Origin of the sequence: Xenophilus sp. (genome assembly GCF_044462705.1) — a bacterium.
GTDB lineage: Bacteria > Pseudomonadota > Gammaproteobacteria > Burkholderiales > Burkholderiaceae_C > Xenophilus > Xenophilus azovorans.
Map to the genome: position 1 here is coordinate 1 of NZ_JBIQNC010000066.1, position 21,823 is coordinate 21,823.

Below are 21,823 nucleotides of genomic sequence, written 5' to 3' on the forward strand. Positions count from 1 at the left end.
GCGGCGCCCCGCCCTGCGCCGGCGCGCAGGCCGGCCCCGGCGCCCGCGCCCATGCCCGCTCCGCCGCCGCCCGTGGCCGAGGCGCCTGCGCCTCCCGCGCCGCCGCCTCCCTCGCCCGAGGCCGTATGCGCCGGCCAGAACTTCATCGCCCGGGCGCGCTGCCTGGTGGCCGAATGCGCCAAGCCCGCCCAGCGCGCGCATCCGCAGTGCGAGGCGGTGCGGCGCCAGCAGCAGGCGGAGGAAGAGCGGCGCAACCCGACGTACGCCAATTGAAGCGGCGCGAGCCACGAACACACCATGCTCGCCCTGCCGCGTTTGCCCTGCGCCCTCCGCCCGGCCCCCCGGCGGTGGCCGAAGAACCCCCTTCTGACATCCGCGCGCGGAGGCCCGCATGACGCAGGGCCCCGCCGGCACCCCGCAGACGCCGCACTGCGCGGCCTGCGGCGCCGACCTGGCGACGGGCGCGAGCTTCTGCCCGGCCTGCGGGGCCGCGGTCTTCACCCAGCCCGTTCGCCTGTCGGCCTTCTCGCCGCTGGACGCGGCGGACGACCCGGCCCGCCCGCCGGGCTGGTGGCGCCGCACCGGCTGGATGTCGCTGGCGCTGGCGGCGATCGCGGTGCTGGGGCTGGGCGGCGTGGCCATCGCGACCCGGCCGGAGCCGATGCCGGACGTCTCGCCGCAGGCGCTGCGCGCCGCGCTGGAGCGCGGCGACGCGCAGTCGCGCGACCCCTTGTGCATGGCCAACGGCCTGGCCTATGACGCGCAGCCGGTGCATGTCCAGGCCGGCGACGCGGCCACGCTGTCGTGGATGGACATGCTGGCCGCGGCCGGCCTGTACGAGCGCGAGCCCGACGAGCCGGCCGGCGAGTCCGAGCCGCCGGCGCTGCACACCTATGCGCCGCGCCCCGAGCTGACGGACTGGACGGGCGGACGGCAGCTGTGCATCGCGCGCGGACTGCGCCTGGCCTCGGTGCGCGGCATCGGCACTGTCGGGCCCATGCGCGTGCGGGGCCAGGTGTATCCGGGCGTGGCGGCCGAGGTGGTCTGGTCGCTCGACGGCGCCGCGCCCTGGCTGGCATCGCCGGAGGTCGCTGACGCCTTCGCCCGGCAGTTGCCGGCCTGGCGCGGCGGGCGCTGGCAGGTGGGCCCGCAGGGCTGGCGCCTGATGCAGCAGCGCCGCTTCTACCTCTACCAGGACGAGTGGATGACGACCGAGCGGCTGGAGCGCGTTGCCGGACTGCCGTCGCGCTGAAGCAGCCTCAACCGCGCTGCAGCCGGTCCACCGCCGCCGCCAGCGCACCCGGCTTGCCCGAGAGCACCAGCGTGTCGCCGTCGGCCAGCACCGTGTCGCCCAGCGGATCGGCCGGCTGCCCGCCGTGGCGGCGCAGGCTGGCGACCCGCACGCCCACTGCATGCAGCGCGAGCTGCGCCAGCGGCTGGCCGATGGCGCGCGCGCCCGGGGCCAGGGTGAGCGTGTCCAGCCGCTCGTAGTCCAGCTCGTCGCCGGCGTCGTCATCGGCCCCGTGGAAGTAGCCGCGCAGCAGGTTGTAGCGGGCGTCGCGCTGTTCTTGCGCCAGCCGGATCACGCGCCGCATCGGCACGCCCACCAGCGCCAGCGCGTGGCTGGCCAGCATCAGCGAGCCCTCGATGGCCTCGGGCACGACCTCGGTGGCGCCGGCGGCCTGCAGCTTCTCCAGGTCGCGGTCGTCCTGCGTGCGCACGATCACCGGCACCTGCGGCGCATGCGAGCGGGTGTGGGCCAGCACCTTCATCGCGCCCGGCACGTCCAGGTAGGTGACCACCACCGCGCTGGCGCGCGCCAGGCCGGCGGCCATCAGCGCCTGCAGGCGCGCGGCGTCGCCGAACACCACCGAGTCGCCCGCGGCGGCGGCCTGGCGCACGCGGTCCGGGCCCAGGTCCAGCGCCATGTAGGGAATGCCCTCGCGCTCCAGCATGCGCGCCAGGTTCTGCCCGCAGCGGCCGTAGCCGCAGATGATCACGTGGCGCGCCGTGTTGATGGTCTTGCGCGCGATCTGCGTCATCTGCAGCGACTGCTGCAGCCAGTCGCTGGCCACCAGCTTGCGCACGATCGCCTCGCTGTACATCACGATGAAGGGCGTGGCCAGCATCGACAAAATCATCGCGGCCAGCACCGGGCTGGCCAGCCATTCCGGCAGCAGCGAGCGCCCCTGCGCCAGCGCCAGCAGCACGAAGCCGAACTCGCCCGCCTGCGCCAGGTACAGGCCCGTGCGCAGCGACACGCCGGTGGTCGCGCCCAGCAGGCGCGCCAGCAGCGTCACCAGCGCCAGCTTGAACAGCAGCGGCAGCACCAGCAGCAGCGCCACCAGCCCCCAGTGGTCCACCACCACGTGCCAGTCCAACGACATGCCGATGGTGATGAAGAACAGGCCCAGCAGCACGTCGTGGAAGGCGCGGATGTCGGTCTCCACCTGGTGCTTGTATTCCGTCTCCGACACCAGCATGCCGGCGATGAAGGCGCCCAGCGCCAGCGACAGCCCGGCCTGCTCCGTCAGCCAGGCCAGGCCCAGCGTGACCAGCAGCAGGTTCAGCATGAACAGCTCGTCGCTGCGGCGGCGCGCCACCAGCGTGAGCCACCAGCGCATCACCCGCGGGCCGCCGTACAGCAGCAGCCCGACCAGCACCGTGGCCTTGAGCATGGCCAGGCCGAGGGCCTTGGCCAGCGCCTCCGGCGGCGCACCCAGCGCCGGCACCAGCACCAGCAGCGGCACCACGGCCAAGTCCTGGAACAGCAGCACGCCCATCACGCGGCGGCCGTGCTCGCTCTCCAGCTCCAGCCGCTCGGCCATCAGCTTGACCACGATCGCCGTGCTGCTCATCGCCAGCGCGCCCGACAGCGCCAGCGCCGTCTGCCAACCGAGCTGCCAGCGCGGCGGCAGCACGCGCGACAGCGCCAGCGCGCCGGCGGTGGCGGCCAGCATGGTCAGCGTCACCTGCAGCGCGCCCAGCCCGAACACGTGCTTGCGCATCGCCCGCAGCTTGGGCAGGCTGAACTCCAGGCCGATCACGAACATCAGGAACACCACGCCGAACTCGCCCAGGTGCTTGATGCCTTCGTCGTTGTCCGAGAGCCTGAGCGCGTGCGGCCCGATCAGCACGCCCGCCACCAGGTAGCCCAGCATCGGCGGCAGCTTGAAGGAGCGGCAGGTCACCACGCCGAGCACCGCGGCCAGCAGGTACATCAGCGTGAGTTCGAACGAGCGCATGGCCGGATGCTAGCAAGGGGCTTGCCGCCGTGCCGGCCGATAAAATTCCGCGATGCCCTCCCTGCCCCTGGATTCCGACGCGCTGCTGGCGCGCGCCCGCGCGACCTTCGACATCGAGTCCGCGGCCGTGCTCGGGCTGAAGGCGCGGATCGGCCCCTCCTTCATCGAGGCGGTGCGCCGCATCCTCGAGGTGCGCGGCCGGGTGGTCGTGATGGGCATGGGCAAGAGCGGCCACGTCGGGCGCAAGATCGCCGCCACGCTGGCGTCCACCGGGACGCCCGCCATGTTCGTCCACCCGGCCGAGGCCAGCCACGGCGACCTCGGCATGATCAAGGCGGTGGACATCGTGCTGGCCATCTCCAACAGCGGCGAGAGCGACGAGCTGGCCGCCATCCTGCCGGTGGTCAAGCGCCAGGGCGTGCCGCTGATCGCCATGACCGGCGGGCGCGAATCCTCCCTGGCCCGCCACGCCGACGTCGTGCTCGACAGCGGCGTCGAGAAGGAGGCCTGCCCGCTCAACCTCGCGCCCACCGCCAGCACCACCGCGCAGATGGCGCTGGGCGATGCGCTGGCCGTCGCGCTGCTGGACGCGCGCGGCTTCGGCGCCGAGGACTTCGCCCGCTCGCACCCCGGCGGCGCGCTGGGCCGCAAGCTGCTCACCCACGTCAGCGATGTCATGCGCAGCGGCGAGGCCGTGCCGCGCGTGGCGCCCACGGCCGGCATCTCCGAGCTGATGCGGGCGATGAGCAACCAGGGCTTCGGCGCCGCGGCCGTGATGGGCGAGGGCGGCCGGGCCGAGGGCATCTTCACCGACGGCGACCTGCGCCGCCTGATCGAGGCCGGCGCCGACCTGCGCACGCCCACCGCCGCCGACGTGATGCACCGCGGCCCGCGCACCATCCGCGCCGACGCGCTGGCGGTGGAGGCAGCGGAGCTGATGGAGCAGCACGGCATCACCCGCCTGTTCGTGGTCGACGCCGAGGACCGGCTGGTCGGCGCGCTGAACACCACCGACCTGATGCGGGCCAAGGTCATCTAGAAATGAGCCCACCCCCGTTTCTCGCGCACTTCGTGTCGCTCGAATCCCCCCTCAAGGGGGCGCACCCGGCGGCCTGGCCAAGCCAGTTCCGCGGGTGCCCTGGCATGGCCTGCTCCGCGGCCGCCTGTCCCGTGACGCTTCGTCATCCAGCGGCGTGCCGGATGGCGGATCATTGATGAGCGCCATGCATTTCGCGCCCGAGTTGCTGCTGGCCGCGCAGGACGTGCGCGTCGCCTTCTTCGACGTCGACGGCGTGCTCACCGACGGCGGCGTGTACTTCAGCGCCGAGGGCGAGACGCTCAAGCGCTTCTCCATCCTCGACGGCTACGGCCTGCAGCTGCTGCGCCGCGCCGGCATCGAGCCGGTGGTGATCACCGGGCGCGACTCGCAGCCGCTGCGCGTGCGGCTGGAGGCGCTGGGCGTCGTCCATGCACGCTACGGCGTCAGCGACAAGCGGCCGGCCGCCGAGGCGCTGCTGGCCGTACTGGGCCTCGCCTGGGCGCAGGCCGCCGCCATCGGCGACGACTGGCCGGACCTGCCGGTGCTGCGGCGCGCCGGCTTCTCCGCCGCGCCCGCCAATGCCCACGCCGAAGTGCGGGCCGCCGTGCGCCACGTCACCGCCGCCCGCGGCGGCGAGGGCGCGGCGCGCGAGTTCTGCGACCTGCTGCTCCTGGCCGGCGGCCACTATCAGCGCCTGCTCGACGCGGCCGAGGGAGCGGCCTCCTGATGGCGATGGACTTCAAGCAAGGCTGGGCGCTGCTGCGCATGGCGCTGGACCGCGCCAGCCTGTACCTGCCGATCATCCTGATGGGCGCGCTGGCGCTGGGCACCTACTGGCTGGTACGCAACGCGCCGCGGCTGGTCCAGCCGGCGGCCAAGGAGGCGCCGGTGCACGAGCCCGACTTCTTCATGCGCGACTTCACCGTCAAGAACTTCCTGGGCACCGGCCAGCTGCGCAGCGAGATGACGGGCACGGAAGGCCGGCACTACCCCGACACCGACACGCTGGAGGTCGACCAGGTGCGCGTGCGCTCGATCTCGCCCCAGGGCCTGGTCACCCACGCCAGCGCCGACCGCGGCCTGTCCAACGGCGACGGCAGCGAGATCCAGCTCTTCGGCAACGCCATCGTGGTGCGCGACGCGGCCGTGCAGCCCAACGGCCGCGTGCTGCCGCGGCTGGAGTTCCGCGGCGAGTTCCTGCATGCCTACGTGGACACCGAGCGCGTGCGCTCGGACCGGCCCGTCACCCTCACCCGCGGCAGCGACCGCTTCACCGCCGACGCGATGGACTACGACCACCTCTCCGGCGTGGCCAACCTGCAGGGGCGGGTGCGCGGCTTCATCGCGCCGCCCACCCCCGGCGCGCGGCGCTGACGCCATGCCACAGGCCGGCCCCCTGGTCTTCATCACCGGCGCTTCCAGCGGCATCGGCCAGGCGCTGGCCGCGCGCTATGCGGACGCGGGCTGGCGTCTGGCCCTGGTGGCGCGCCGCGTGACGGAAGTCCAGGCATGGGCGGACGCGCGCGGCCTGGGCGCCGAGAACTGCCGGGTGTACGGCGCCGACGTGGCCGACATCGACAGCATCGCCGCCGCCGGCCGGGCCTGCATCGACGCCCAGGGGCTGCCCGACGCGGTGATCGCCAACGCCGGCGTCAGCATCGGCATGGACACCGCCGAGCGCGAGGACCTGGACGTGATGGCGCAGACCTTCGCCATCAACAACGTGGGGCTGGCCGCCACCTTTCATCCCTTCGTCGCCGCCATGCGGCGGCGCGGCAGCGGCCGGCTGGTCGGCATCGCCAGCGTGGCCGCCATCCGCGGCCTGCCCGGCCACGGCGCCTACTGCGCCAGCAAGGCCGGCGTCGTGGCCTACTGCGAGAGTCTGCGCGGCGAACTGCACGGCAGCGGCGTCAAGGTCGTGACCTTGTGCCCCGGCTACGTCGACACGCCGCTCACGCGCGGCAACCGCTACGGCATGCCCTTCCTGCTGCAGGCCGACGCCTTCGCCGACCGGGCCTTCCGCGCCATCGAGGCCGGCACCAGCTACCGCGTGATCCCGTGGCAGATGGGTGTGGTCGCCAAGCTGATGCGCCTGCTGCCCAACGCCCTGTTCGACCGGCTGGTCCAGGGCCGCGGCCGCAAGAAGCGGCGCAGCGAGCAGTGACGGCCGACCCAACGAAAAGGGCTCCCGAGGGAGCCCTTTTTCGCAAGATCCTGATGCGGCTCGCCTGAGCCGCACCGGATGCATCAATAACCGCTGTTGCCGCCGCCGTAGCCGCCGCCACCGCCGCCGCGATGACCACCACCGCCGCCGCCGCGCGGGCCGGTGCCGTAGGGGCTGCGGAAGCTGCCGTCGTTGCCGCCGCCACCACCGCCGCCGCGGCCGCCGTAGCCGCCACCACCGCCGCCGCTGCGGCCACCGCCGCCATAGCCGCCGCCACCACCACCGCCGTAGCCGCCACCACCGCCGCCGCCGCCGCCGTAGCCACCGCCGCCACCACCGTAGCCACCGCTACGGGGCGGGCGCGGCTCCATCGGGCGCGCTTCGTTCACGACCACGCTGCGGCCGCCCAGCGGCTGGCCGTTCATGCCCTGGATGGCGGCCTGCGCCTCGGCATCGCTGCCCATTTCCACGAAGCCGAAGCCCTTGGAGCGGCCGGTTTCACGCTCCATCATGACCTTGGCGCTGGTCACCGCGCCGAATTGGCTGAACGCCTGCTCGAGATCGCCGTCGCGCACCGAATAGGGCAGGTTGCCGACGTACAGTTTGTTGCCCATCAAGGGACTCCTATGAACACGAAAGAAAAGCGATGGAGTCCCGGGCGCGGGGACTGCCCCTTGTCTGAGGCAGGCCCGGCGAAACTGACCGATCACCCGATGGCCCGGCTGCCAAATGCAGGCCGAACGCCCGACCATTATGGGTGATTTATCTGCGGCGCCAACAGGAATTTGCCCCTGCATTGACCACTTGCGGCTTTCTTGTTGAAAGTCAGTGCTCACTGATAAAAAATGCGACCGCGCCGTGCCCCGCGGGCATGGCTAGAATGCGCCCCGTCATTGGGGAGTAGCCGCCTTCCGCCGCCGCGCGAGAGGGGCCTGCGTCAACAAACTTGCCTTGCCCCCACGCGAGGCATGGCGCCGGCAGTGAGAACCTGGCGAGACCATTGACTGCGCAGCTTCGGGAAAAGGCCGAAGGGCTGCGTGGTCAATCGTGTCCTTCGGCCGAGGAACCCCACATACCCACATGGAAGCCTTTCTGGTGGCCACCGGCATCGTCGCGCTGGCCGAAATGGGCGACAAGACCCAACTTCTGTCCCTCGTGCTCGCCGCACGATTCCGCAAACCCTGGCCGATCGTGCTGGGCATCTTCGCCGCCACGGTGGTCAACCATGCGCTGGCCGGCGCGGTGGGCGCGTGGGTCACGCGCGTGCTGGGGCCGGACGTGCTGCGCTGGATCCTCGGCGTCTCCTTCATCGCGATGGCGGCGTGGATGATGATCCCCGACAAGCTCGACGAGGACGACACGCCGCGCACCTCGCGCTTCGGCGTCTTCGGCACCACGCTCATCGCCTTCTTCCTGGCCGAGATGGGCGACAAGACGCAGATCGCCACCGTGATGCTGGCCGCGCGCTTCACGCAGGACTACGTGCCGGTGGTGATCGGCACCACGCTGGGCATGATGCTGGCCAACGCGCCGGTGGTGTGGCTGGGCGAGCGCATCGTGCGCAAGGTGCCGATCCGGGCGGTGCACGGCGTCTCGGCCGTCATCTTCCTGGTGCTCGGCGTGGCGGCGCTGGCCGGCTGGGGCGCGTGACGGCGCCCGCGCCTATACTCCGCCCTGCGCCGATTTGCTCCAGCTTGCGGGCGCTTAACAAGTTCAGCTAAAGACGGACGCGGCGCGGACCCGGCTCGTTTTTGGCGAGGCCGGGTTTTCTTTTTTCTCCTCCATGTCCTTCGACGTCACGCCGCAATCCATGTCCTTCGCCGCGCCGCTGGCGCTGCGAAGCGGCGCCTCCATCGGCGACTACACGCTGGCCTACGAGACCTACGGCACGCTCAACGCCGAGCGCAGCAACGCCGTGCTGGTGTGCCACGCGCTCAACGCCTCGCACCACGTGGCCGGCCGCTACGCCGGCCAGCCGAAATCCGAGGGCTGGTGGGACAACATGATCGGCCCGGGCAAGCCGGTGGACACCGACCGCTTCTTCGTCATCGGTATCAACAACCTCGGCTCGTGCTTCGGCTCCACCGGCCCGATGCACCTGAACCCCGCCACCGGCCGCGTCTACGGCGCCGACTTCCCGGTGGTGACGGTGGAGGACTGGGTCGATGCCCAGGCCCGCCTGCTTGATGCGCTGGGCATCGACACGCTGGCCGCGGTGATGGGCGGCAGCCTGGGCGGCATGCAGGCGCTGTCGTGGACGCTGCAGTACCCCGAGCGCGTGCGCCACGCGGCCGTGATCGCCAGCGCGCCCAACCTCAACGCCGAGAACATCGCCTTCAACGAGGTGGCGCGCCGCGCCATCGTGACCGACCCGGACTTCCACGGCGGCCACTTCTACGAGCACGGCGTGGTGCCCAAGCGCGGCCTGCGCATCGCGCGGATGATCGGCCACATCACCTACCTCAGCGACGACGTGATGAACGAGAAGTTCGGACGCGAGCTGCGGGAGGGCGTGGTCCGCTACACCACGCAGGACGTCGAGTTCCAGATCGAGAGCTACCTGCGCTACCAGGGCGACAAGTTCAGCGAGTACTTCGACGCCAACACCTACCTGCTGATCACCCGCGCGCTCGACTACTTCGACCCGGCGGGCGGACACGGCGGCGACCTCGCCGCCGCGCTGGCGCGCGCCACGGCGAAGTTCCTGCTGGTGAGCTTCTCCACCGACTGGCGCTTCTCGCCCGCGCGCAGCCGCGAGATCGTCAAGGCGCTGCTCGACAACCGCCGCAGCGTCAGCTACGCGGAGATCGACGCGCCGCACGGCCACGACGCCTTCCTGCTGGACGACGTGCGCTACCTGGGCGTGGTGCGCGCCTGGTTCGAAGGCATCGCGGGGGAGCTGCAATGAACGACCAGGTCATCCATGACGCGATCGTGCGCCTCGTGCCGCAGGGCGCACGCGTGCTCGACCTGGGCTGCGGCGACGGCACCCTGCTCGCGCGCCTGATGCGCGAGCGCGATTGCAGCGGCTACGGCGTCGAGATCGCCGATGGCAACGTGCTGCAGTGCGTGCGCCGCGGCGTGCAGGTGCTCCAGCTCAACCTCGACGAGGGGCTGACGATGTTCGAGGACGCCAGCTTCGACGTGGTGCTGCAGATCGACACGCTGCAGCACCTGCGCAACGCCGAGGTGATGCTGCGCGAGACCGCGCGCGTGGGCCGCACCGGCATCGTCGCCTTCCCGAACTTCGCGCACTGGCCCAACCGCGTCAGCGTGGCGCGCGGGCGCATGCCGGTCACGCGGCGGCTGCCCTACCAGTGGTACGACACGCCCAACATCCGCGTCGGCACCTTCAAGGACTTCGAGATCCTGGCGCGCAAGAACCGCCTGCGCATCCTCGACGCCTTCGGCCTGCAGGACGGCCGCGAGGTGCGCTGGCTGCCCAACGCGCGCGCGGGCACGGCGGTCTTCCGCTTCGAGCGGGGCTGACGCAGGCCGCTGCATGGCCTTCACCCTCGCCGCGGCGGCACACGCCGAGCTGCTGGTGCGCAAGAGCCGCTTCATCGCCTGCGTGCAGCCCGTGGCCGACCGCGCGGCGGCGCAGGCGGTCGTAGCGCGGCTGCGCGCCGGGCATCCTGCCGCCACGCACGTGTGCTGGGCGCTGATGGCCGGCGGCCAGTCCGCGGCGGTGGACGACGGCGAGCCGGCGGGCACCGCGGGCCGCCCGATGCTGGAAGTGCTGCGCCACCGCGAACTCGAGGGCGTGCTGGCCACCGTGGTGCGCTACTTCGGCGGCGTGAAGCTGGGCGCGGGCGGGCTGGTGCGCGCCTATGCCGAGAGCGTGACGCAGGCCCTCAAGGACGCGCAGCCGGTGCCGCTGCGGCGCATGCGCCCGCTGCGCTGCACGCTGCCCTATGCCGCCGAAGGCGCGGTGCGGCGCGAGCTGGCGGCGGCCGGCGCGCAGATCGAGGACGTCGCGCACGGCAGCCTGGTGGAGATCGGCTTCGCGGTTGCCGAGGACGATGCCGACGCGCTCGTCGCGCGCATCGGCGACGTGACGCAGGGCCGCGCCGGATGGCGGTGAGCGCCGCGCGTGGAGATGCAACGAAGAAGGAAGTACTCCCCGTTGCCCGCCTTCGGGGATTTGGTTACCGATCTTGCGTAATGAAGTGCAGCTCGCTGGTGAGCGCTCCCTACCATGCACCTTTTCCCCGAGGAGCACCCATTGGCATCGCAATCCCCCTTCTTCGGCAAGCGCGACCGTGACACCGACGCTGCGAATTCCCGTCCCGCGCCCCTGATGGGCGGCACCAATCTCTCGGGCACTCCCGTCACGCCTTCGTCGCTCGGCACGTCCGGCACCGCCGCCGCCGTCAGCAACGGGGCGGTCAAGGAAGGCGGCAGCAAGCTCACCGTCGGCCCGAACATCAAGCTCAAGGGCGTGGAGATCACGGACTGCGACACGCTGGTGGTCGAGGGCACGGTCGAGGCGACCATGGACTCGCGCGTGATCCAGATCGCCGAGTCGGGCGCGTTCAAGGGCTCGGTCTCGATCGACATCGCCGAGATCCGTGGCCAGTTCGACGGCAACCTCACCGCCCGCGAGAAGCTGGTGATCCACGCCACCGGCAAGGTCACCGGCAAGATCCGCTACGGCAAGGTCGTCATCGAGGAAGGCGGCCAGCTCTCCGGCGAGGTGAGCGTGGGCACCGGCGGCAGCGAAAGCAGCAGCGGCAAGCCGGCACTGCAGGCCGCGGCCTGATCGTCGCTCTTCACTTTCCGCGCCCACGTTCCGGGGGCGCGGACTCCGGCTCGGGCGGCGTCCAGCCCAGCCGCTCCAGCAGTGCCTGCGCCGCCGCGGGCGCACGCTCCTTGGCACCGTTGATGAAGTAGACGAAGGTGGGCCGTTCGCGCGCCCAGCCTTGCGCACGCTCGGCCCATGCGTCCAGGGCCAGGGGCGCGTAGCCCGCCGGATGCCCCGGCTCGGCCCGCATCAGCCGTGCATAGGCGACCGGCCCTTCGGGTTCTTCGAAAGAGGGAAATTTCTCCGCGTCGGTGAACACCGTCGACACGCGGTATTTCGCCGCCAGCGCGCGGTAGGCCTCGCACAGGAAGCTCGGGTGCCGCACGTCCATCACGTGCTGCAGCGTGCGGCTGCCCGCCTTCCTCGGCAGCAGCGCGAGGAAGGCTTCGAAGTCCTCCGCCTCGAAGGCCTTGGTGGGCATGAACTGCCACACGATGGGCCCCAGCTTCGCGCGCAGCTCCTCCAGGCCGCTGTCGACGAAGCGGGCAACGGAGTCTCCGGCGGCGCCCAGCACTTTGCGGTTGGTCGCGAAGCGGTTGGCCTTGAGCGAGAAGACGAAGCCGTCGGGCGTCTCGTCGTGCCACTTGCGGAAGGTGGGCGGCTTGAAGGTGCTGTAGTAGGTGCCGTTGATCTCGATGGCCGTGAGGCGGCGGCTGGCGTGCTGCAGCTCCCGGGCATGCGCCAGGCCCTCGGGGTAGAAGCTGCCGCGCCAGGGCTCGTAGGTCCAGCCGCCGATGCCGACGCGGACGGTGGGTGACTTCTTGGCAGTGCTCACGGGGCGCTCCGGGTTGATCGGGCGCACTCTACGCGCGGCGTGTTCCGGGCGCAAAATGGCCCGTCCGATCCTCCCCACGCCCCCGACCTCGGAGAAGCCTGCGATGAACGCACCCCTGCACCGCGAAATCCCGGCCGGTCTGCTCGACGCCGAGCGCGCCCTGGCCGACGTCTCCTCGAAGTGGGACGGCGACATCGTGCGCCAGCTCACCGACTACATCGCCATCCCTGCCAAGTCGCCCGGCTTCGACAAGGACTGGGTGCAGCACGGCTACCTGGAGACGGTGCTGCGCAACGCCGCGCAGTGGGTCGAGGCGCAGAAGGTCGAGGGTCTCAGGCTGGAGATCGTGCGCCTGGAAGGCCGCACGCCGGTGCTGTTCTTCGAGGTGCCCGCCAGCGGCACGGCGATGACCGACACGGTGCTGATGTACGGCCACCTCGACAAGCAGCCCGAGTTCACCGGCTGGCGCAACGACCTCGGCCCCTGGACGCCCAAGTACGAGGACGGCCTGCTCTACGGCCGCGGCGGCGCCGACGACGGCTATGCGGTCTACGCCAGTATCGCGGCGCTGCAGGCCCTGAAAAGCCAGAAGGTGCCGCACCCGCGCATCGTCGGCCTGATCGAGACCTGCGAGGAATCTGGCTCCTACGACCTGCTGCCGTACGTCGATGCGCTGCGGCCGCGCCTGGGCAACGTGGCGCTGGTGATCTGCCTCGATTCGGGCGCCGGCAACTACGACCAGTTGTGGCTCACCACCTCGCTGCGCGGCCTGGCCGGCGGCACGCTGAAGGTGGAGATCCTCACCGAGGGCGTGCACTCGGGCGACGCCTCGGGCCTGGTGCCTTCGAGCTTCCGCATCATGCGGCAGGTGCTCGACCGGCTGGAGGACAGCAGCACCGGCCGCCTGCTGCCGGCCAGCTTCCACTGCGAGGTGCCGGCCGACCGGCTGGCGCAGGCCAGGGCCACCGCCGCCATCCTGGGCGACGAGGTCTACAAGCGCTTCCCCTGGGCGCACTGGGACTGCGGCGGTTCGACGGCCTTCGCGCTGCCCACCACCACCGATCCGGTCGAGGCGCTGATCACCCGCACCTGGAAGCCCACGCTCAGCGTCACCGGCGCGGAGGGCTTCCCCTCGCTGCAGGACGCGGGCAACGTGCTGCGCCCCTACACCGCCTTCAAGCTCTCGCTGCGCCTGCCGCCGCTGGTCGATGCCGCGAAGGTGATGGCCGAACTCAAGACGCTGCTGGAGGACAACGCGCCCTACCGGGCGAAGATCACCTTCGAGGGCGGCGGCGCGGCCACCGGCTGGAACGCGCCGGCGATGGTGCCGTGGTTCGAGGACGCGTTGAACGCCGCCAGCCTGGCGCATTTCGGCGCGCCTTGCGGCTACATCGGCCAGGGCGGCACCATCCCGCTGATGAATATGCTCAGCGCCGGCTTCCCGACGGCGCAGATGATGGTCTGCGGCGTGCTCGGCCCGAAGAGCAACGCGCACGGTCCGAACGAGTTCCTGCACGTGCCCTACGCCAAGAAGCTGACCGCCGCGGTGGCCGAGGTGATCGCCGCGCACGCCGCCACGGCGGCCGAGCCGGCCGCGGCCTGAGCTGCGCTTCTGCCGTGCGCGACGACGGCACGCCGGAGGCGTTGGCACGGCCTGGCGGCGCGACCCTGGCGCTGTACGAATGGCCCGCGGCGCCGCCGCCCCGCGCCGCCGTCCAGATCGTGCACGGCCTGGGCGAGCATGCCGGCCGCTATGCGCACGTGGCGCGCTGGCTCAACGAACGGGGTCTGGCGGTCTGTGCGCACGACCACTTCGGCCACGGCCGCTCCAGCGGGCCGCGCGGCGGCCTGCCGCATCCGCTGCGGCTGGTGGAGGACCTGGGCGCGGTCGTCGCACGCACGCGCGAGCGCCATCCCGGGCTGCCCCTCGTGCTGCTGGGCCACAGCCTGGGCGGCCTGGTGGCGTCCAGCTTCGTGGCCCGCGCGGCTGCACAGGGCGGGGTGCCGGTGGATGCGCTGGTGCTCTCCTCGCCCGCCATCGACCCGGGCCTGTCGTCCTTCCAGAAGGCGCTGGTTGCCGTGCTGTCGCGCCTGGCGCCCTCGCTGCGCGTGGGCAACGGGCTGGACGCCGGCTTCATCTCGCACGACCCCGCCGTGGTCGCCGCCTACCGCGCCGATCCGCTGGTGCACGACCGCATCGGTGCGCAGCTGGCGCGCTTCCTGGCCGACGAGGGGCCCGCCGTGCTGGCCGCCGCGCCGCGCTGGCCGGTGCCCACGCTGCTGCTGTATGCCGGCGACGACCGGCTGGTCAGCCCGGCGGGCAGCCGGGCCTTCGCGGCCGCGGCGCCGGCGTCGCGGCTGCGCGCGGTCTGCTTCGAGCCGCTGTACCACGAGCTGCTGAACGAGCGCGCCGCCGCGCCGGTCTACGCCGCCCTGCAGCAGTGGCTCGGCGAGCAGCTCGGCGGCTGAATCAGGCCGCCGCTTCGCGCCGTCGCGCACCGGCCAGCCAGCCCAGCGCCAGCGCGATCAGCGCCACCGGCACCAGCGAGCCGATGTTCAGCCACTGCCAGCCCTGCGTGGTCACCAGCACGCCCGACGCGAAGGAGGTGACCGCCAGCGTGGCGAAGATGCAGAAGTTCAGTGCCGCCTGGACGCGGTCCTTCTCCTCCGGGCGGTAGGTGCCCAGCGCCATCGTGGTGCTGCCGGTGAAGAGGAAGTTCCAGCCCACGCCCAGCAGGAACAGCGCGGCCAGGAAGTGGTGCAGGTCCACGCCCGACAGCGCGATCGCGATGCAGCCCAGGTTGAGCAGCAGCCCGGCCGCCATCACCGGCAGCGCGCCGAAGCGGCGGATCAGGTGGCCGGTGAAGAAGCCCGGCGCGAACATGCCGATCACGTGCCACTGCAGCACGAAGGCGGCGTCGGAGAACGGCAGCCCGCACACGTCCATCGCCAGCGGCGTGGCCGCCATCAGCAGGTTCATCACGCCGTAGCCCAGCGCGCCGCCGGCGGCCGCGACGATGAAGGCCGGTTGGCGCGCGATCTCGGACAGCGGCCGGCCGGCCGGCGCGCCCGCCGCGCGCACGGGCGGCGCCGGGAAGCGGATGAAGGCCATCGCCGCCATCGACAGCAGCGCCACGCCCGCCAGCGCCAGGTAGGCACCGGCAAAGGGCGCCGGCAGCCAGCCGCGCGTGTGCGACGCCAGGTTGGGCCCCACCACCGCGCCGATCAGCCCGCCCGCCATCAGCAGCGAGACCGCCTTCTCGCGCCAGTCCGGTCCCACCAGCTCCGCCGCGGCGAAGCGGTACAGCGTCGCATTGGCGCTGTAGTAGCCCGCCACCAGCGTGGCCAGGCACAGCAGCGTGAAGCTGCGGGTGGAGGCGGCGGCGGCACAGGCCAGCGCGGATGCGAAGGCGACGGCCAGCCCGATCTGGAAGGAGCCGCGCCGGCCCCAGCGCCGCTGCGTGCGCGCCACGATGCCGGTGGACAGCGCGCCGCCGACCACGTAGCCCATCACCGGCAGCGTGGCCATCCAGGGGCGCGGCGCCAGCGAGAGACCGACCAGCCCGTTGATGGCGATGAAGGCGACGTTGTTGGTGAGGAACAGGCCCTGGCAGAGCACCAGCAGGCCGAGGTGGCGGTTCATGGCGGCGGTTGTAGCACCGGTCCTGCAGAGGATCAGGATGCCAGCGCCAGCAGGCCGGCCAGGGCCGCCAGCGGCGCCGTCTCGGCGCGCAGGACGCGCGGGCCCAGCGTCACCGTCTGGAAGCCGCAGGCGCGGGCGGCGGCTTCCTCCTGCGCGTTCAAGCCGCCTTCCGGCCCGCCGAGCACGAGCACCGGGCCGGTGCCGGCGGCCTGCGCCAGCGGGCGCGCGTCCGGCGAGAAGCCCAGCAGCAGGCGGCCGGCCGGCGGCGCGCCCAGGCCGGCCAGCCAGGTGTCGAGCGGCTGCACCGCGTGCACCGGCGGCACGCGGTTGCGCCCGCACTGCTCGCAGGCCGCGATGGCCACCGCCTGCCAGTGCGCCTGCTTCTTCTGCGCGCGCTCGCCCGCCAGGCGCAGCACGCCGTGCGCCGTCAGCAGCGGCTGGATGCTGGCGGCGCCCAGTTCGGCGGCCTTTTCCACCAACCAGTCCATGCGCTCGTTGGCCGGCATGCCGACGGCCAGGTGCACCTCGCGCGGTGCCTCGCGCTCCACAGGATCGTGGGCACCGACGCGCACCTGCACATCGCTGCGGCCCATGCGCTCCACCGTGGCCGCGTACTCGCCGCCGCGGCCGTCGAACAGCGTGAGGCTGTCGCCCGGCTGCAGGCGCAGCACCTGCACGTGCCGCGCCGCGCCCGGCGGCAGCGCGAGCGACCGGCCGCCGGCCAGCGCTTCGGGGCAATGAATGCGCGGCACGGCCCGCGCCCTACATCCGGCCGAAGCTGAAGGCCTCGGTGGTGGCCGTGCCCTCGACCTGGTCCACCAGCCGCAGCAGGGGCGCCAGCTCGCGGTAGCGGCCGGCCGTGGCGCGGATGTAGGCGATGAAGCGCGGCGTGTCGGCCAGGTACTTCGGCTTGCCGTCGCGCAGCGTCAGCCGCGCGAAGATGCCGGCCACCTTGAGGTGGCGCTGCAGGCCCATCCACTCGACGGCGCGGTAGAAGTCGCCGAAGTCGTCGTGGACCGGCAGCCCGGCCTTGCGCGCGGCCTGCCAGTAGCGCACGGTGATGTCGAGCACGAAGTCCTCCTCCCAGCTCAGGAAGGCGTCGCGCATCAGGCTGGCGATGTCGTAGGTGATGGGGCCGTAGACGGCGTCCTGGAAGTCCAGCACGCCCATCCGGTCGTCGTCGATCATCAGATTGCGCGGCATGAAGTCGCGGTGCACGTAGACCGGCGGGGCGCTCAGGTTGGCCTCCACGATCAGCGCGAAGGTCCTGTCCAGCGTCTCCTTCACCTTGCCCTCGACCGCGACGCCGCGGTGGCGCGCCAGGTACCAGTCGGGAAAGAGCTGCAGCTCGCGCGTGAGCAGCGCGGCGTCGTAGGGCGGCAGCACGCCCGGCTTCGAGGCGCGCTGCCAGCGGATCAGCGCGTCGATGGCCTGCTCGTAGCGGGCGCGGTTGGCCTCGGGCCGTTCGCGGTCGATCAGGTCGAGCATCGTCTGCCGGCCCAGGTCGTCCAGCAGCATGAAGCCGTCGGCCTCGTGCCAGTCCAACACCTGCGGTGCGGCGACGCCCGCTTCCTTCATCAGTCCGGCCACCTTCACGAAGGGCCGGCTGTCCTCCTTGTCGGGCGGCGCGTCCATCACGATGCGTGCCAGGCCGGGGGTGTCCGTGTCCACCCGCAGGTAGCGGCGGAAGCTGGCGTCGGCCGAGGCCAGGCGCACGGTCTCGGGCCGCAGCCGCTGCGCCGGCGCGATGCGCCCGATCCAGCGGCGGAAGGCCTCGGCGCGGGCCGGGTCGGCCCAGGTCAGGGGGGCGGGCACATCGGCCGGGAGCGAGGGGGCTGTCATGGATAATCGAAATTCTACGAATCCGCCCCGTCCCGCCGGCCGCCGGCGCCCGGCGGAACCCTGCCGCGCATCGGCCGCCAGGGGCCGCCCGCCACCGTCGCTTCGAGATTGCCCCTTCCCGACCGATGCACGACCTGATCCGAGCCACCCGGCACCGCCGCACGCCGCCGTGGCCCCTGGCCCTGCTGACGCTTGCGATGCTGCAGGCGCAGGGGGCCTGGGCGCAGTCGCCGGCCGATGCGGACGCGCCGCTGGTGCTCAAGCGCTCGCCCATGCTGCAGGAGGAGATCCCGCGCGCCGAGCGCGGCAGCCGGCCCAGCATCATCGAGGGCGACAAGGTCTCCGGCCGGCCCGACCTGGAAACGGTGGTCGAGGGCAACGCCTCGCTGCGCCGCGGCGACACGGTGATCCACGCCGACCGGCTGGAATACCACCAGCCCGACGACCTGGCCAAGGCCAGCGGCAACGTGCGCGTCAACCAGGCCGGCAACGTCTACGAGGGGCCAAAGCTGGAGCTGAAGGTCGAGACCTTCGAGGGCTTCTTCGACAACGTGCGCTACCAGCTTCTGGCCACCGGCGCGCACGGCGAGGCCGACCGCATCGACTTCGTCGACGCCGACCGCGCGATCGCGCGGCATGCCACCTACACCACCTGCCGGCGCGAGGACTACCCGGGCTGGATGCCCGCCTGGTTCCTCAGCGCCGCCAACCTGCGCACCGACAGCGAGGAGAACATCGGCACGGCCGAGAACGCGCAGCTGACCTTCATGGGCATCAGCACGCCGCCGATCCCGAGCGTGAGCTTCCCGCTGAGCAACCAGCGCAAGAGCGGCTTCCTGCCGCCCACCCTGGGCATCGACAGCATCAACGGCCTGGAGCTGGCGCTGCCCTACTATTGGAACATCGCGCCCAACCGCGACGCCACCTTCACGCCGACGGTGATGAGCAAGCGCGGCATCAACCTGTCCAACGAGTTCCGCTACCTCGAGAAGAGCTACAGCGGCGAATTGCGGCTGGACTACATGCCCAGCGACAACCTGCCCGAGAGCCGCCGGGCGGAGGCCGTGACGGAGGCCCTGGAAAACGAGAACTACAGCCGCGTCAGCCAGCTCATGGCCGACAGCGTGCGCCGCTCGCGCTGGGGCCTGTGGGCCCGGCACCGGCACAGCTTCAATGCGCGCGACCTGGGGCTGGAATCGCTCACCGCCAACATCAACCTCAACCGCGTCAGCGACGACGACTACTGGCGCGACTTCAACCGCACGCCCACGCTGATCACGCGCCTGCTGCCCAACGACGCCTCGCTCAACTGGAGCAAGGGCGACTGGAGCGGCCGGGTGCGCGCGCTGTCCTACCAGACGCTGCGCTACGACGCCTCGCCGATCGTCCCGCCCTACGACCGGCTGCCCCAGCTCACGGCCAACTACGCCAAGTACGACTGGAACGGCTTCGACTTCACGCTGGGCACCGACCTCACGCGCTTCCGCGCCAACGTGCGCGAACAGGGCCAGCCCAATGCCGACCGCGCCTATGCGCTGGCGCAGTTGAGCCGCCCGTTCATCACGCCCGGCGCCTACGTCATCCCCAAGGTGCAGCTGCACGCGGCCAGCTACAGCTTCGATGCGCCGCTGGCCGACGGCCGCACCTCCGCCACCAGCGCCGTGCCCACCTTCAGCGTGGACAGCGGCATGACCTTCGAGCGCGACACCTCGCTGTTCGGCCGCGCCTTCCGCCAGACGCTGGAGCCGCGTGCCTTCTACGTCCACACGCCCTACCGCGCGCGCCAGAACGCGCTGCCGGTGTACGACACGGCGGCCAACGACTTCAGCTTCGCCACGCTGTTCACCGAGAACGAGTTCTCCGGGCACGACCGCGTCTCGTCCACCCATGCGCTGACCCTGGGCCTGACCTCGCGCCTGCTGGATCCCGACACCGGCGCCGAGCTGGCCCGCTTCGGCATCGCCCAGCGCCGGCGTTTCGACGACCAGAATGTCACGCTGTCCAGGCGCGTCGGCCGGATCGGCAGCACCACCGTCGTCACCGCCGGCACCTCGCCGGTGATCGAGCGGGCCAGCGACCTGCTGCTCGGCGCGCAGGTCAACCTGAGCCCCAAGTGGAGCCTGGACACCACCGTCCAGTACAACCCGGACGAGCGCCGCTCCAACCGCAGCACCGTCACCGCCCGCTACACGCCGGGCCCTTACCGTACGCTCAGCGCCTCGTACCGCTACCAGGCCGACCGCATCTCGACCAGCGGCGTGGGCAACGAGTCGATCGACGTGGGCTGGCAGTGGCCGCTGAACGACCTGTGGGGCGACAAGGGCAAGGACCTCGGCCCCGGCCGCGGCCAGGGCGGCGGCCGCTGGTATTCCGTCGGCCGGCTGAACTACAGCCTGCGCGACAAGGTCATGACCGACGCGGTGATCGGCCTCGAGTACGACGGCTGCTGCTACATCGGCCGCGTCGTGCTGGAGAAGATCAGCACCGGCGTCGCCACCTCGACCAAGCGCATCATGTTCCAGATCGAGTTCCTGGGCTTTTCCAGCATCGGCTCCAGCCCGATGCGCACCCTGCAGCTCAACGTGCCGCGCTACCAGCCGCTGCGCGGTCCGATCCCGGCACCCAGCCGCTTCACCAACTATGACTGAGACCACGAGCCGACGGCTCCCGGAGACCCGCGCCATGAAGACTTCCCTGCGCTCCACCCTGGCCATCGCCTGCGCCGCGGCGATGGCATGTGCCGGCCTCGCGCACGCGCAGTCGGGCAGCGCGCCCGCGCGGCGGGGCATCACGGACATCATGCGCTCGGGCCCGGCGGTCGTGCCGCCGGCCGCGCCCCGGCCCGCGCCCGTGCAACGCGGCCAGCGCATCGCCGAATACATCGTGGCGCTGGTCAATTCCGAGCCCATCACCAACACCGAGGTGCAGAAGCGCCTGGACCGCGTGCTGGACGAGGCCGGCCCCGAGGCGCAGCGGATGCCGCGCGAGGTGCTGGCGCGCCAGGTGCTGGAGCAGCTGATCTCCGAGCGCGCCCAGCTGCAACTGGCCAAGGAGCTGGGCGTCAAGGCCGACGACGCCGCCGTCGACCAGGGCGTCGAGATCGTGGCCCGCCAGAACCAGGTCAGCGTGGCCGAACTGCAGCGCCGCATCGCGCAGGCCGGCATCTCGCGCGAGGAGTTCCGCGGCAACATCCGCAACCAGATCATCCTCACCCGTCTGCGCGAACGCGAACTGGAGTCGCGCACCAAGGTCAGCGACGGCGAGATCGCGCAGTACCTGGCCGCCCAGCAGAGCGGCGCGGCGGGGGCGCAGGACATCAACATCGCCCAGGTGCTGGTGGCCGTGCCCGAGAACGCCGGCGCCGCGCAGGTGGCGCAACTGCAAAGGCGCGCGGAAGACATCGCCCAGCGCGCCCGCGCGGGCCAGGACTTCGCCGCCCTGGTGACCGAGTACTCCGACGCGCCCGACAAGAGCGCCGGCGGCGCGCTCGGCCTGCGCAGCGCCGAGCGCTATCCGCCCCTGTTCGTCGAGGGCACGCAGTCCACGCCGGTGGGCGGCATCGCCGGGCCGGTGCGCTCGCCGGCGGGCTTCCACGTGCTGAAGGTGCTGGCGCGCGAGCGCGGCGCGGCCGCCGACGCCGTGGTGCGCCAGACGCAACTGCGCCACATCCTCATCCGCCCCGACGCCAAGCGCACGCCCGAAGAGGCCGTGGCGCTGCTGCAGGACTACAAGCGCCGCATCCAGGGCGGCACCGCCGACTTCGCCGCCCTGGCGCGCGACCACTCGCAAGACCCCGGCAGCGCCAAGAACGGCGGCGAGCTGGGCTGGTCGGTGCCCGGCCAGTTCGTGCCCGAGTTCGAGGAGGCGATGGACCGCCTGCAGCCCGGCCAGATCAGCGACCCGGTGGTCACGCGCTTCGGCGTGCACCTGATCCAGGTCGAGGGCCGGCGCGAGGCCAAGCTCAAGCCGGAGGAACTGCGCGAGGTGGCCCGCAACACGCTGCGCGACAAGAAGATGGAAGAGGCCTACGAGGCGTGGTCGCAGGAAGTGCGCGCCCGTGCCTACGTCGAGCTGCGCGAACCGCCGCAGATTTGAGAACACCCCCAGTCTCCGCGGAACTTCGTTCCGCTTCGCCAACCCCCTCAAGGGGGCACATCCTGCGGCCTGGCAAAGCCAGTTCCGCGGATGTTCCCGCATGGCCTGCTCCGCGGCCGTTCGATTCGGGTTCCGAAGCGGGGCCGTTCGGGTGCTGACGACATGAAGGCGCACGCCCCGCGCAAGCGCTTCGGCCAGCACTTCCTGGCCGACCTG

20 protein-coding genes, 1 pseudogene and 1 riboswitch are annotated in these 21,823 nt (G+C 71.9%); of the genes and pseudogenes, 15 read left to right on the forward strand and 6 right to left on the reverse strand.

The window, feature by feature from the left end; all coding sequences use genetic code 11:
- Positions 1-273: pseudogene (locus ACIY1X_RS12000) on the forward strand (zinc ribbon domain-containing protein); the annotation flags it as partial.
- Between the two features lie 118 nt (positions 274-391).
- Positions 392-1,252: a zinc ribbon domain-containing protein gene (locus tag ACIY1X_RS12005; protein ID WP_399680777.1), complete on the forward strand. Its 861-nt coding sequence runs from the start codon at positions 392-394 to the stop codon at positions 1,250-1,252.
- 7 nt (positions 1,253-1,259) lie between these two features.
- Here the strand turns inward: ACIY1X_RS12005 and ACIY1X_RS12010 are convergent, their stop codons facing one another.
- A complete protein-coding gene (locus tag ACIY1X_RS12010) occupies positions 1,260-3,245 on the reverse strand; it encodes a cation:proton antiporter (RefSeq protein ID WP_399680779.1) in 1,986 nt (661 codons plus the stop codon).
- Positions 3,246-3,297: 52 nt separating this feature from the next.
- On the opposite strand from ACIY1X_RS12010, the gene ACIY1X_RS12015 reads away from it, so the two are divergent.
- From ACIY1X_RS12015 to ACIY1X_RS12030, 4 genes are all read left to right on the forward strand, one after another.
- Positions 3,298-4,284: an SIS domain-containing protein gene (locus tag ACIY1X_RS12015; protein ID WP_399680780.1), complete on the forward strand. Its 987-nt coding sequence runs from the start codon at positions 3,298-3,300 to the stop codon at positions 4,282-4,284.
- Positions 4,285-4,459: 175 nt separating this feature from the next.
- A complete protein-coding gene (locus tag ACIY1X_RS12020) occupies positions 4,460-5,011 on the forward strand; it encodes a KdsC family phosphatase (protein ID WP_399680782.1) in 552 nt (183 codons plus the stop codon).
- A 5-nt stretch (positions 5,012-5,016) separates the two neighbouring features.
- Complete coding sequence (gene lptC / locus ACIY1X_RS12025; protein WP_399680783.1) at positions 5,017-5,658, forward strand: LPS export ABC transporter periplasmic protein LptC; 642 nt, start codon at positions 5,017-5,019, stop codon at positions 5,656-5,658.
- A gap of 4 nt (positions 5,659-5,662) precedes the next feature.
- A complete protein-coding gene (locus ACIY1X_RS12030; protein WP_399680785.1) occupies positions 5,663-6,448 on the forward strand; it encodes an SDR family oxidoreductase in 786 nt (261 codons plus the stop codon).
- Positions 6,449-6,531: 83 nt separating this feature from the next.
- Here ACIY1X_RS12030 and ACIY1X_RS12035 read toward each other — a convergent pair whose 3' ends face one another.
- Complete coding sequence (locus ACIY1X_RS12035; protein ID WP_399680787.1) at positions 6,532-7,062, reverse strand: RNA recognition motif domain-containing protein; 531 nt, start codon at positions 7,060-7,062, stop codon at positions 6,532-6,534.
- Positions 7,063-7,331: 269 nt separating this feature from the next.
- Positions 7,332-7,516: riboswitch (yybP-ykoY riboswitch) on the forward strand.
- Between the two features lie 12 nt (positions 7,517-7,528).
- On the opposite strand from ACIY1X_RS12035, the gene ACIY1X_RS12040 reads away from it, so the two are divergent.
- The 5 genes from ACIY1X_RS12040 to ACIY1X_RS12060 all read left to right on the forward strand — a co-directional run bounded on the left by ACIY1X_RS12040 (position 7,529) and on the right by ACIY1X_RS12060 (position 11,210).
- On the forward strand, positions 7,529-8,098 hold the full coding sequence (locus ACIY1X_RS12040; protein WP_399680788.1) for a TMEM165/GDT1 family protein: 570 nt from the start codon (positions 7,529-7,531) through the stop codon (positions 8,096-8,098).
- Between the two features lie 133 nt (positions 8,099-8,231).
- On the forward strand, positions 8,232-9,356 hold the full coding sequence (locus ACIY1X_RS12045) for a homoserine O-acetyltransferase (protein ID WP_399680790.1): 1,125 nt from the start codon (positions 8,232-8,234) through the stop codon (positions 9,354-9,356).
- The gene (metW, locus tag ACIY1X_RS12050) at positions 9,353-9,937 is read left to right on the forward strand and encodes a methionine biosynthesis protein MetW (protein ID WP_038202405.1); all 585 of its coding nucleotides are present in this window, start codon (positions 9,353-9,355) and stop codon (positions 9,935-9,937) included. The genes ACIY1X_RS12045 and metW overlap by 4 nt, the downstream gene beginning before the upstream one ends.
- 13 nt (positions 9,938-9,950) lie before the next feature.
- Positions 9,951-10,532 carry an IMPACT family protein gene (locus tag ACIY1X_RS12055; protein WP_399680792.1) on the forward strand — a complete coding sequence of 194 codons (582 nt, stop codon included), beginning with the start codon at positions 9,951-9,953 and terminating at the stop codon, positions 10,530-10,532.
- A 141-nt stretch (positions 10,533-10,673) separates the two neighbouring features.
- Positions 10,674-11,210, forward strand: coding sequence for a polymer-forming cytoskeletal protein (locus ACIY1X_RS12060; RefSeq protein WP_399680794.1), 537 nt, complete (start codon positions 10,674-10,676; stop codon positions 11,208-11,210).
- Positions 11,211-11,220: 10 nt separating this feature from the next.
- Here the strand turns inward: ACIY1X_RS12060 and ACIY1X_RS12065 are convergent, their stop codons facing one another.
- Positions 11,221-12,027, reverse strand: a complete 807-nt coding sequence (locus tag ACIY1X_RS12065; protein ID WP_399680796.1) for a DUF72 domain-containing protein — start codon at positions 12,025-12,027, stop codon at positions 11,221-11,223.
- Between the two features lie 103 nt (positions 12,028-12,130).
- On the opposite strand from ACIY1X_RS12065, the gene ACIY1X_RS12070 reads away from it, so the two are divergent.
- Together ACIY1X_RS12070 and ACIY1X_RS12075 are read left to right on the forward strand one after the other, a co-directional pair.
- Positions 12,131-13,630: a M20 family metallopeptidase gene (locus tag ACIY1X_RS12070; protein WP_399680798.1), complete on the forward strand. Its 1,500-nt coding sequence runs from the start codon at positions 12,131-12,133 to the stop codon at positions 13,628-13,630.
- Between the two features lie 14 nt (positions 13,631-13,644).
- Positions 13,645-14,496 (forward strand): lysophospholipase, encoded by an 852-nt coding sequence (locus ACIY1X_RS12075; protein ID WP_399680800.1) that lies wholly within the window; start codon positions 13,645-13,647, stop codon positions 14,494-14,496.
- A gap of 1 nt (position 14,497) precedes the next feature.
- Here ACIY1X_RS12075 and ACIY1X_RS12080 read toward each other — a convergent pair whose 3' ends face one another.
- From ACIY1X_RS12080 to ACIY1X_RS12090, 3 genes are read right to left on the reverse strand one after another with little or no spacing between them, the layout of a single operon-like run.
- Positions 14,498-15,670: an MFS transporter gene (locus ACIY1X_RS12080; protein WP_399680801.1), complete on the reverse strand. Its 1,173-nt coding sequence runs from the start codon at positions 15,668-15,670 to the stop codon at positions 14,498-14,500.
- 32 nt (positions 15,671-15,702) lie between these two features.
- A complete protein-coding gene (locus tag ACIY1X_RS12085) occupies positions 15,703-16,422 on the reverse strand; it encodes a 16S rRNA (uracil(1498)-N(3))-methyltransferase (RefSeq protein WP_399680803.1) in 720 nt (239 codons plus the stop codon).
- Between the two features lie 10 nt (positions 16,423-16,432).
- Complete coding sequence (locus ACIY1X_RS12090; protein WP_399680804.1) at positions 16,433-17,512, reverse strand: aminoglycoside phosphotransferase family protein; 1,080 nt, start codon at positions 17,510-17,512, stop codon at positions 16,433-16,435.
- Between the two features lie 125 nt (positions 17,513-17,637).
- Here ACIY1X_RS12090 and ACIY1X_RS12095 point away from each other — a divergent pair, with 125 nt between their 5' ends.
- Together ACIY1X_RS12095 and ACIY1X_RS12100 are read left to right on the forward strand one after the other, a co-directional pair.
- Positions 17,638-20,160 (forward strand): LPS-assembly protein LptD, encoded by a 2,523-nt coding sequence (locus ACIY1X_RS12095; protein WP_399680806.1) that lies wholly within the window; start codon positions 17,638-17,640, stop codon positions 20,158-20,160.
- A 34-nt stretch (positions 20,161-20,194) separates the two neighbouring features.
- Positions 20,195-21,607, forward strand: coding sequence for a peptidylprolyl isomerase (locus tag ACIY1X_RS12100; RefSeq protein WP_399680807.1), 1,413 nt, complete (start codon positions 20,195-20,197; stop codon positions 21,605-21,607).
- The last annotated feature ends 216 nt before the right edge of the window (positions 21,608-21,823 follow it).

Coding starts and splice junctions, on each gene's coding strand:
- ACIY1X_RS12055 (WP_399680792.1), top strand. CDS start 9,951: ATGGCCTTCACCCTCGCCGCGGCGGCACACGCCGAGCTGCTGGTGCGC.
- ACIY1X_RS12070 (WP_399680798.1), top strand. CDS start 12,131: ATGAACGCACCCCTGCACCGCGAAATCCCGGCCGGTCTGCTCGACGCC.
- lptC (WP_399680783.1), top strand. CDS start 5,017: ATGGACTTCAAGCAAGGCTGGGCGCTGCTGCGCATGGCGCTGGACCGC.
- metW (WP_038202405.1), top strand. CDS start 9,353: ATGAACGACCAGGTCATCCATGACGCGATCGTGCGCCTCGTGCCGCAG.
- ACIY1X_RS12095 (WP_399680806.1), top strand. CDS start 17,638: ATGCACGACCTGATCCGAGCCACCCGGCACCGCCGCACGCCGCCGTGG.
- ACIY1X_RS12040 (WP_399680788.1), top strand. CDS start 7,529: ATGGAAGCCTTTCTGGTGGCCACCGGCATCGTCGCGCTGGCCGAAATG.
- ACIY1X_RS12045 (WP_399680790.1), top strand. CDS start 8,232: ATGTCCTTCGACGTCACGCCGCAATCCATGTCCTTCGCCGCGCCGCTG.
- ACIY1X_RS12090 (WP_399680804.1), bottom strand. CDS start 17,512: ATGACAGCCCCCTCGCTCCCGGCCGATGTGCCCGCCCCCCTGACCTGG.
- ACIY1X_RS12030 (WP_399680785.1), top strand. CDS start 5,663: ATGCCACAGGCCGGCCCCCTGGTCTTCATCACCGGCGCTTCCAGCGGC.
- ACIY1X_RS12005 (WP_399680777.1), top strand. CDS start 392: ATGACGCAGGGCCCCGCCGGCACCCCGCAGACGCCGCACTGCGCGGCC.
- ACIY1X_RS12020 (WP_399680782.1), top strand. CDS start 4,460: ATGAGCGCCATGCATTTCGCGCCCGAGTTGCTGCTGGCCGCGCAGGAC.
- ACIY1X_RS12010 (WP_399680779.1), bottom strand. CDS start 3,245: ATGCGCTCGTTCGAACTCACGCTGATGTACCTGCTGGCCGCGGTGCTC.
- ACIY1X_RS12100 (WP_399680807.1), top strand. CDS start 20,195: ATGAAGACTTCCCTGCGCTCCACCCTGGCCATCGCCTGCGCCGCGGCG.
- ACIY1X_RS12015 (WP_399680780.1), top strand. CDS start 3,298: ATGCCCTCCCTGCCCCTGGATTCCGACGCGCTGCTGGCGCGCGCCCGC.
- ACIY1X_RS12080 (WP_399680801.1), bottom strand. CDS start 15,670: ATGAACCGCCACCTCGGCCTGCTGGTGCTCTGCCAGGGCCTGTTCCTC.
- ACIY1X_RS12035 (WP_399680787.1), bottom strand. CDS start 7,062: ATGGGCAACAAACTGTACGTCGGCAACCTGCCCTATTCGGTGCGCGAC.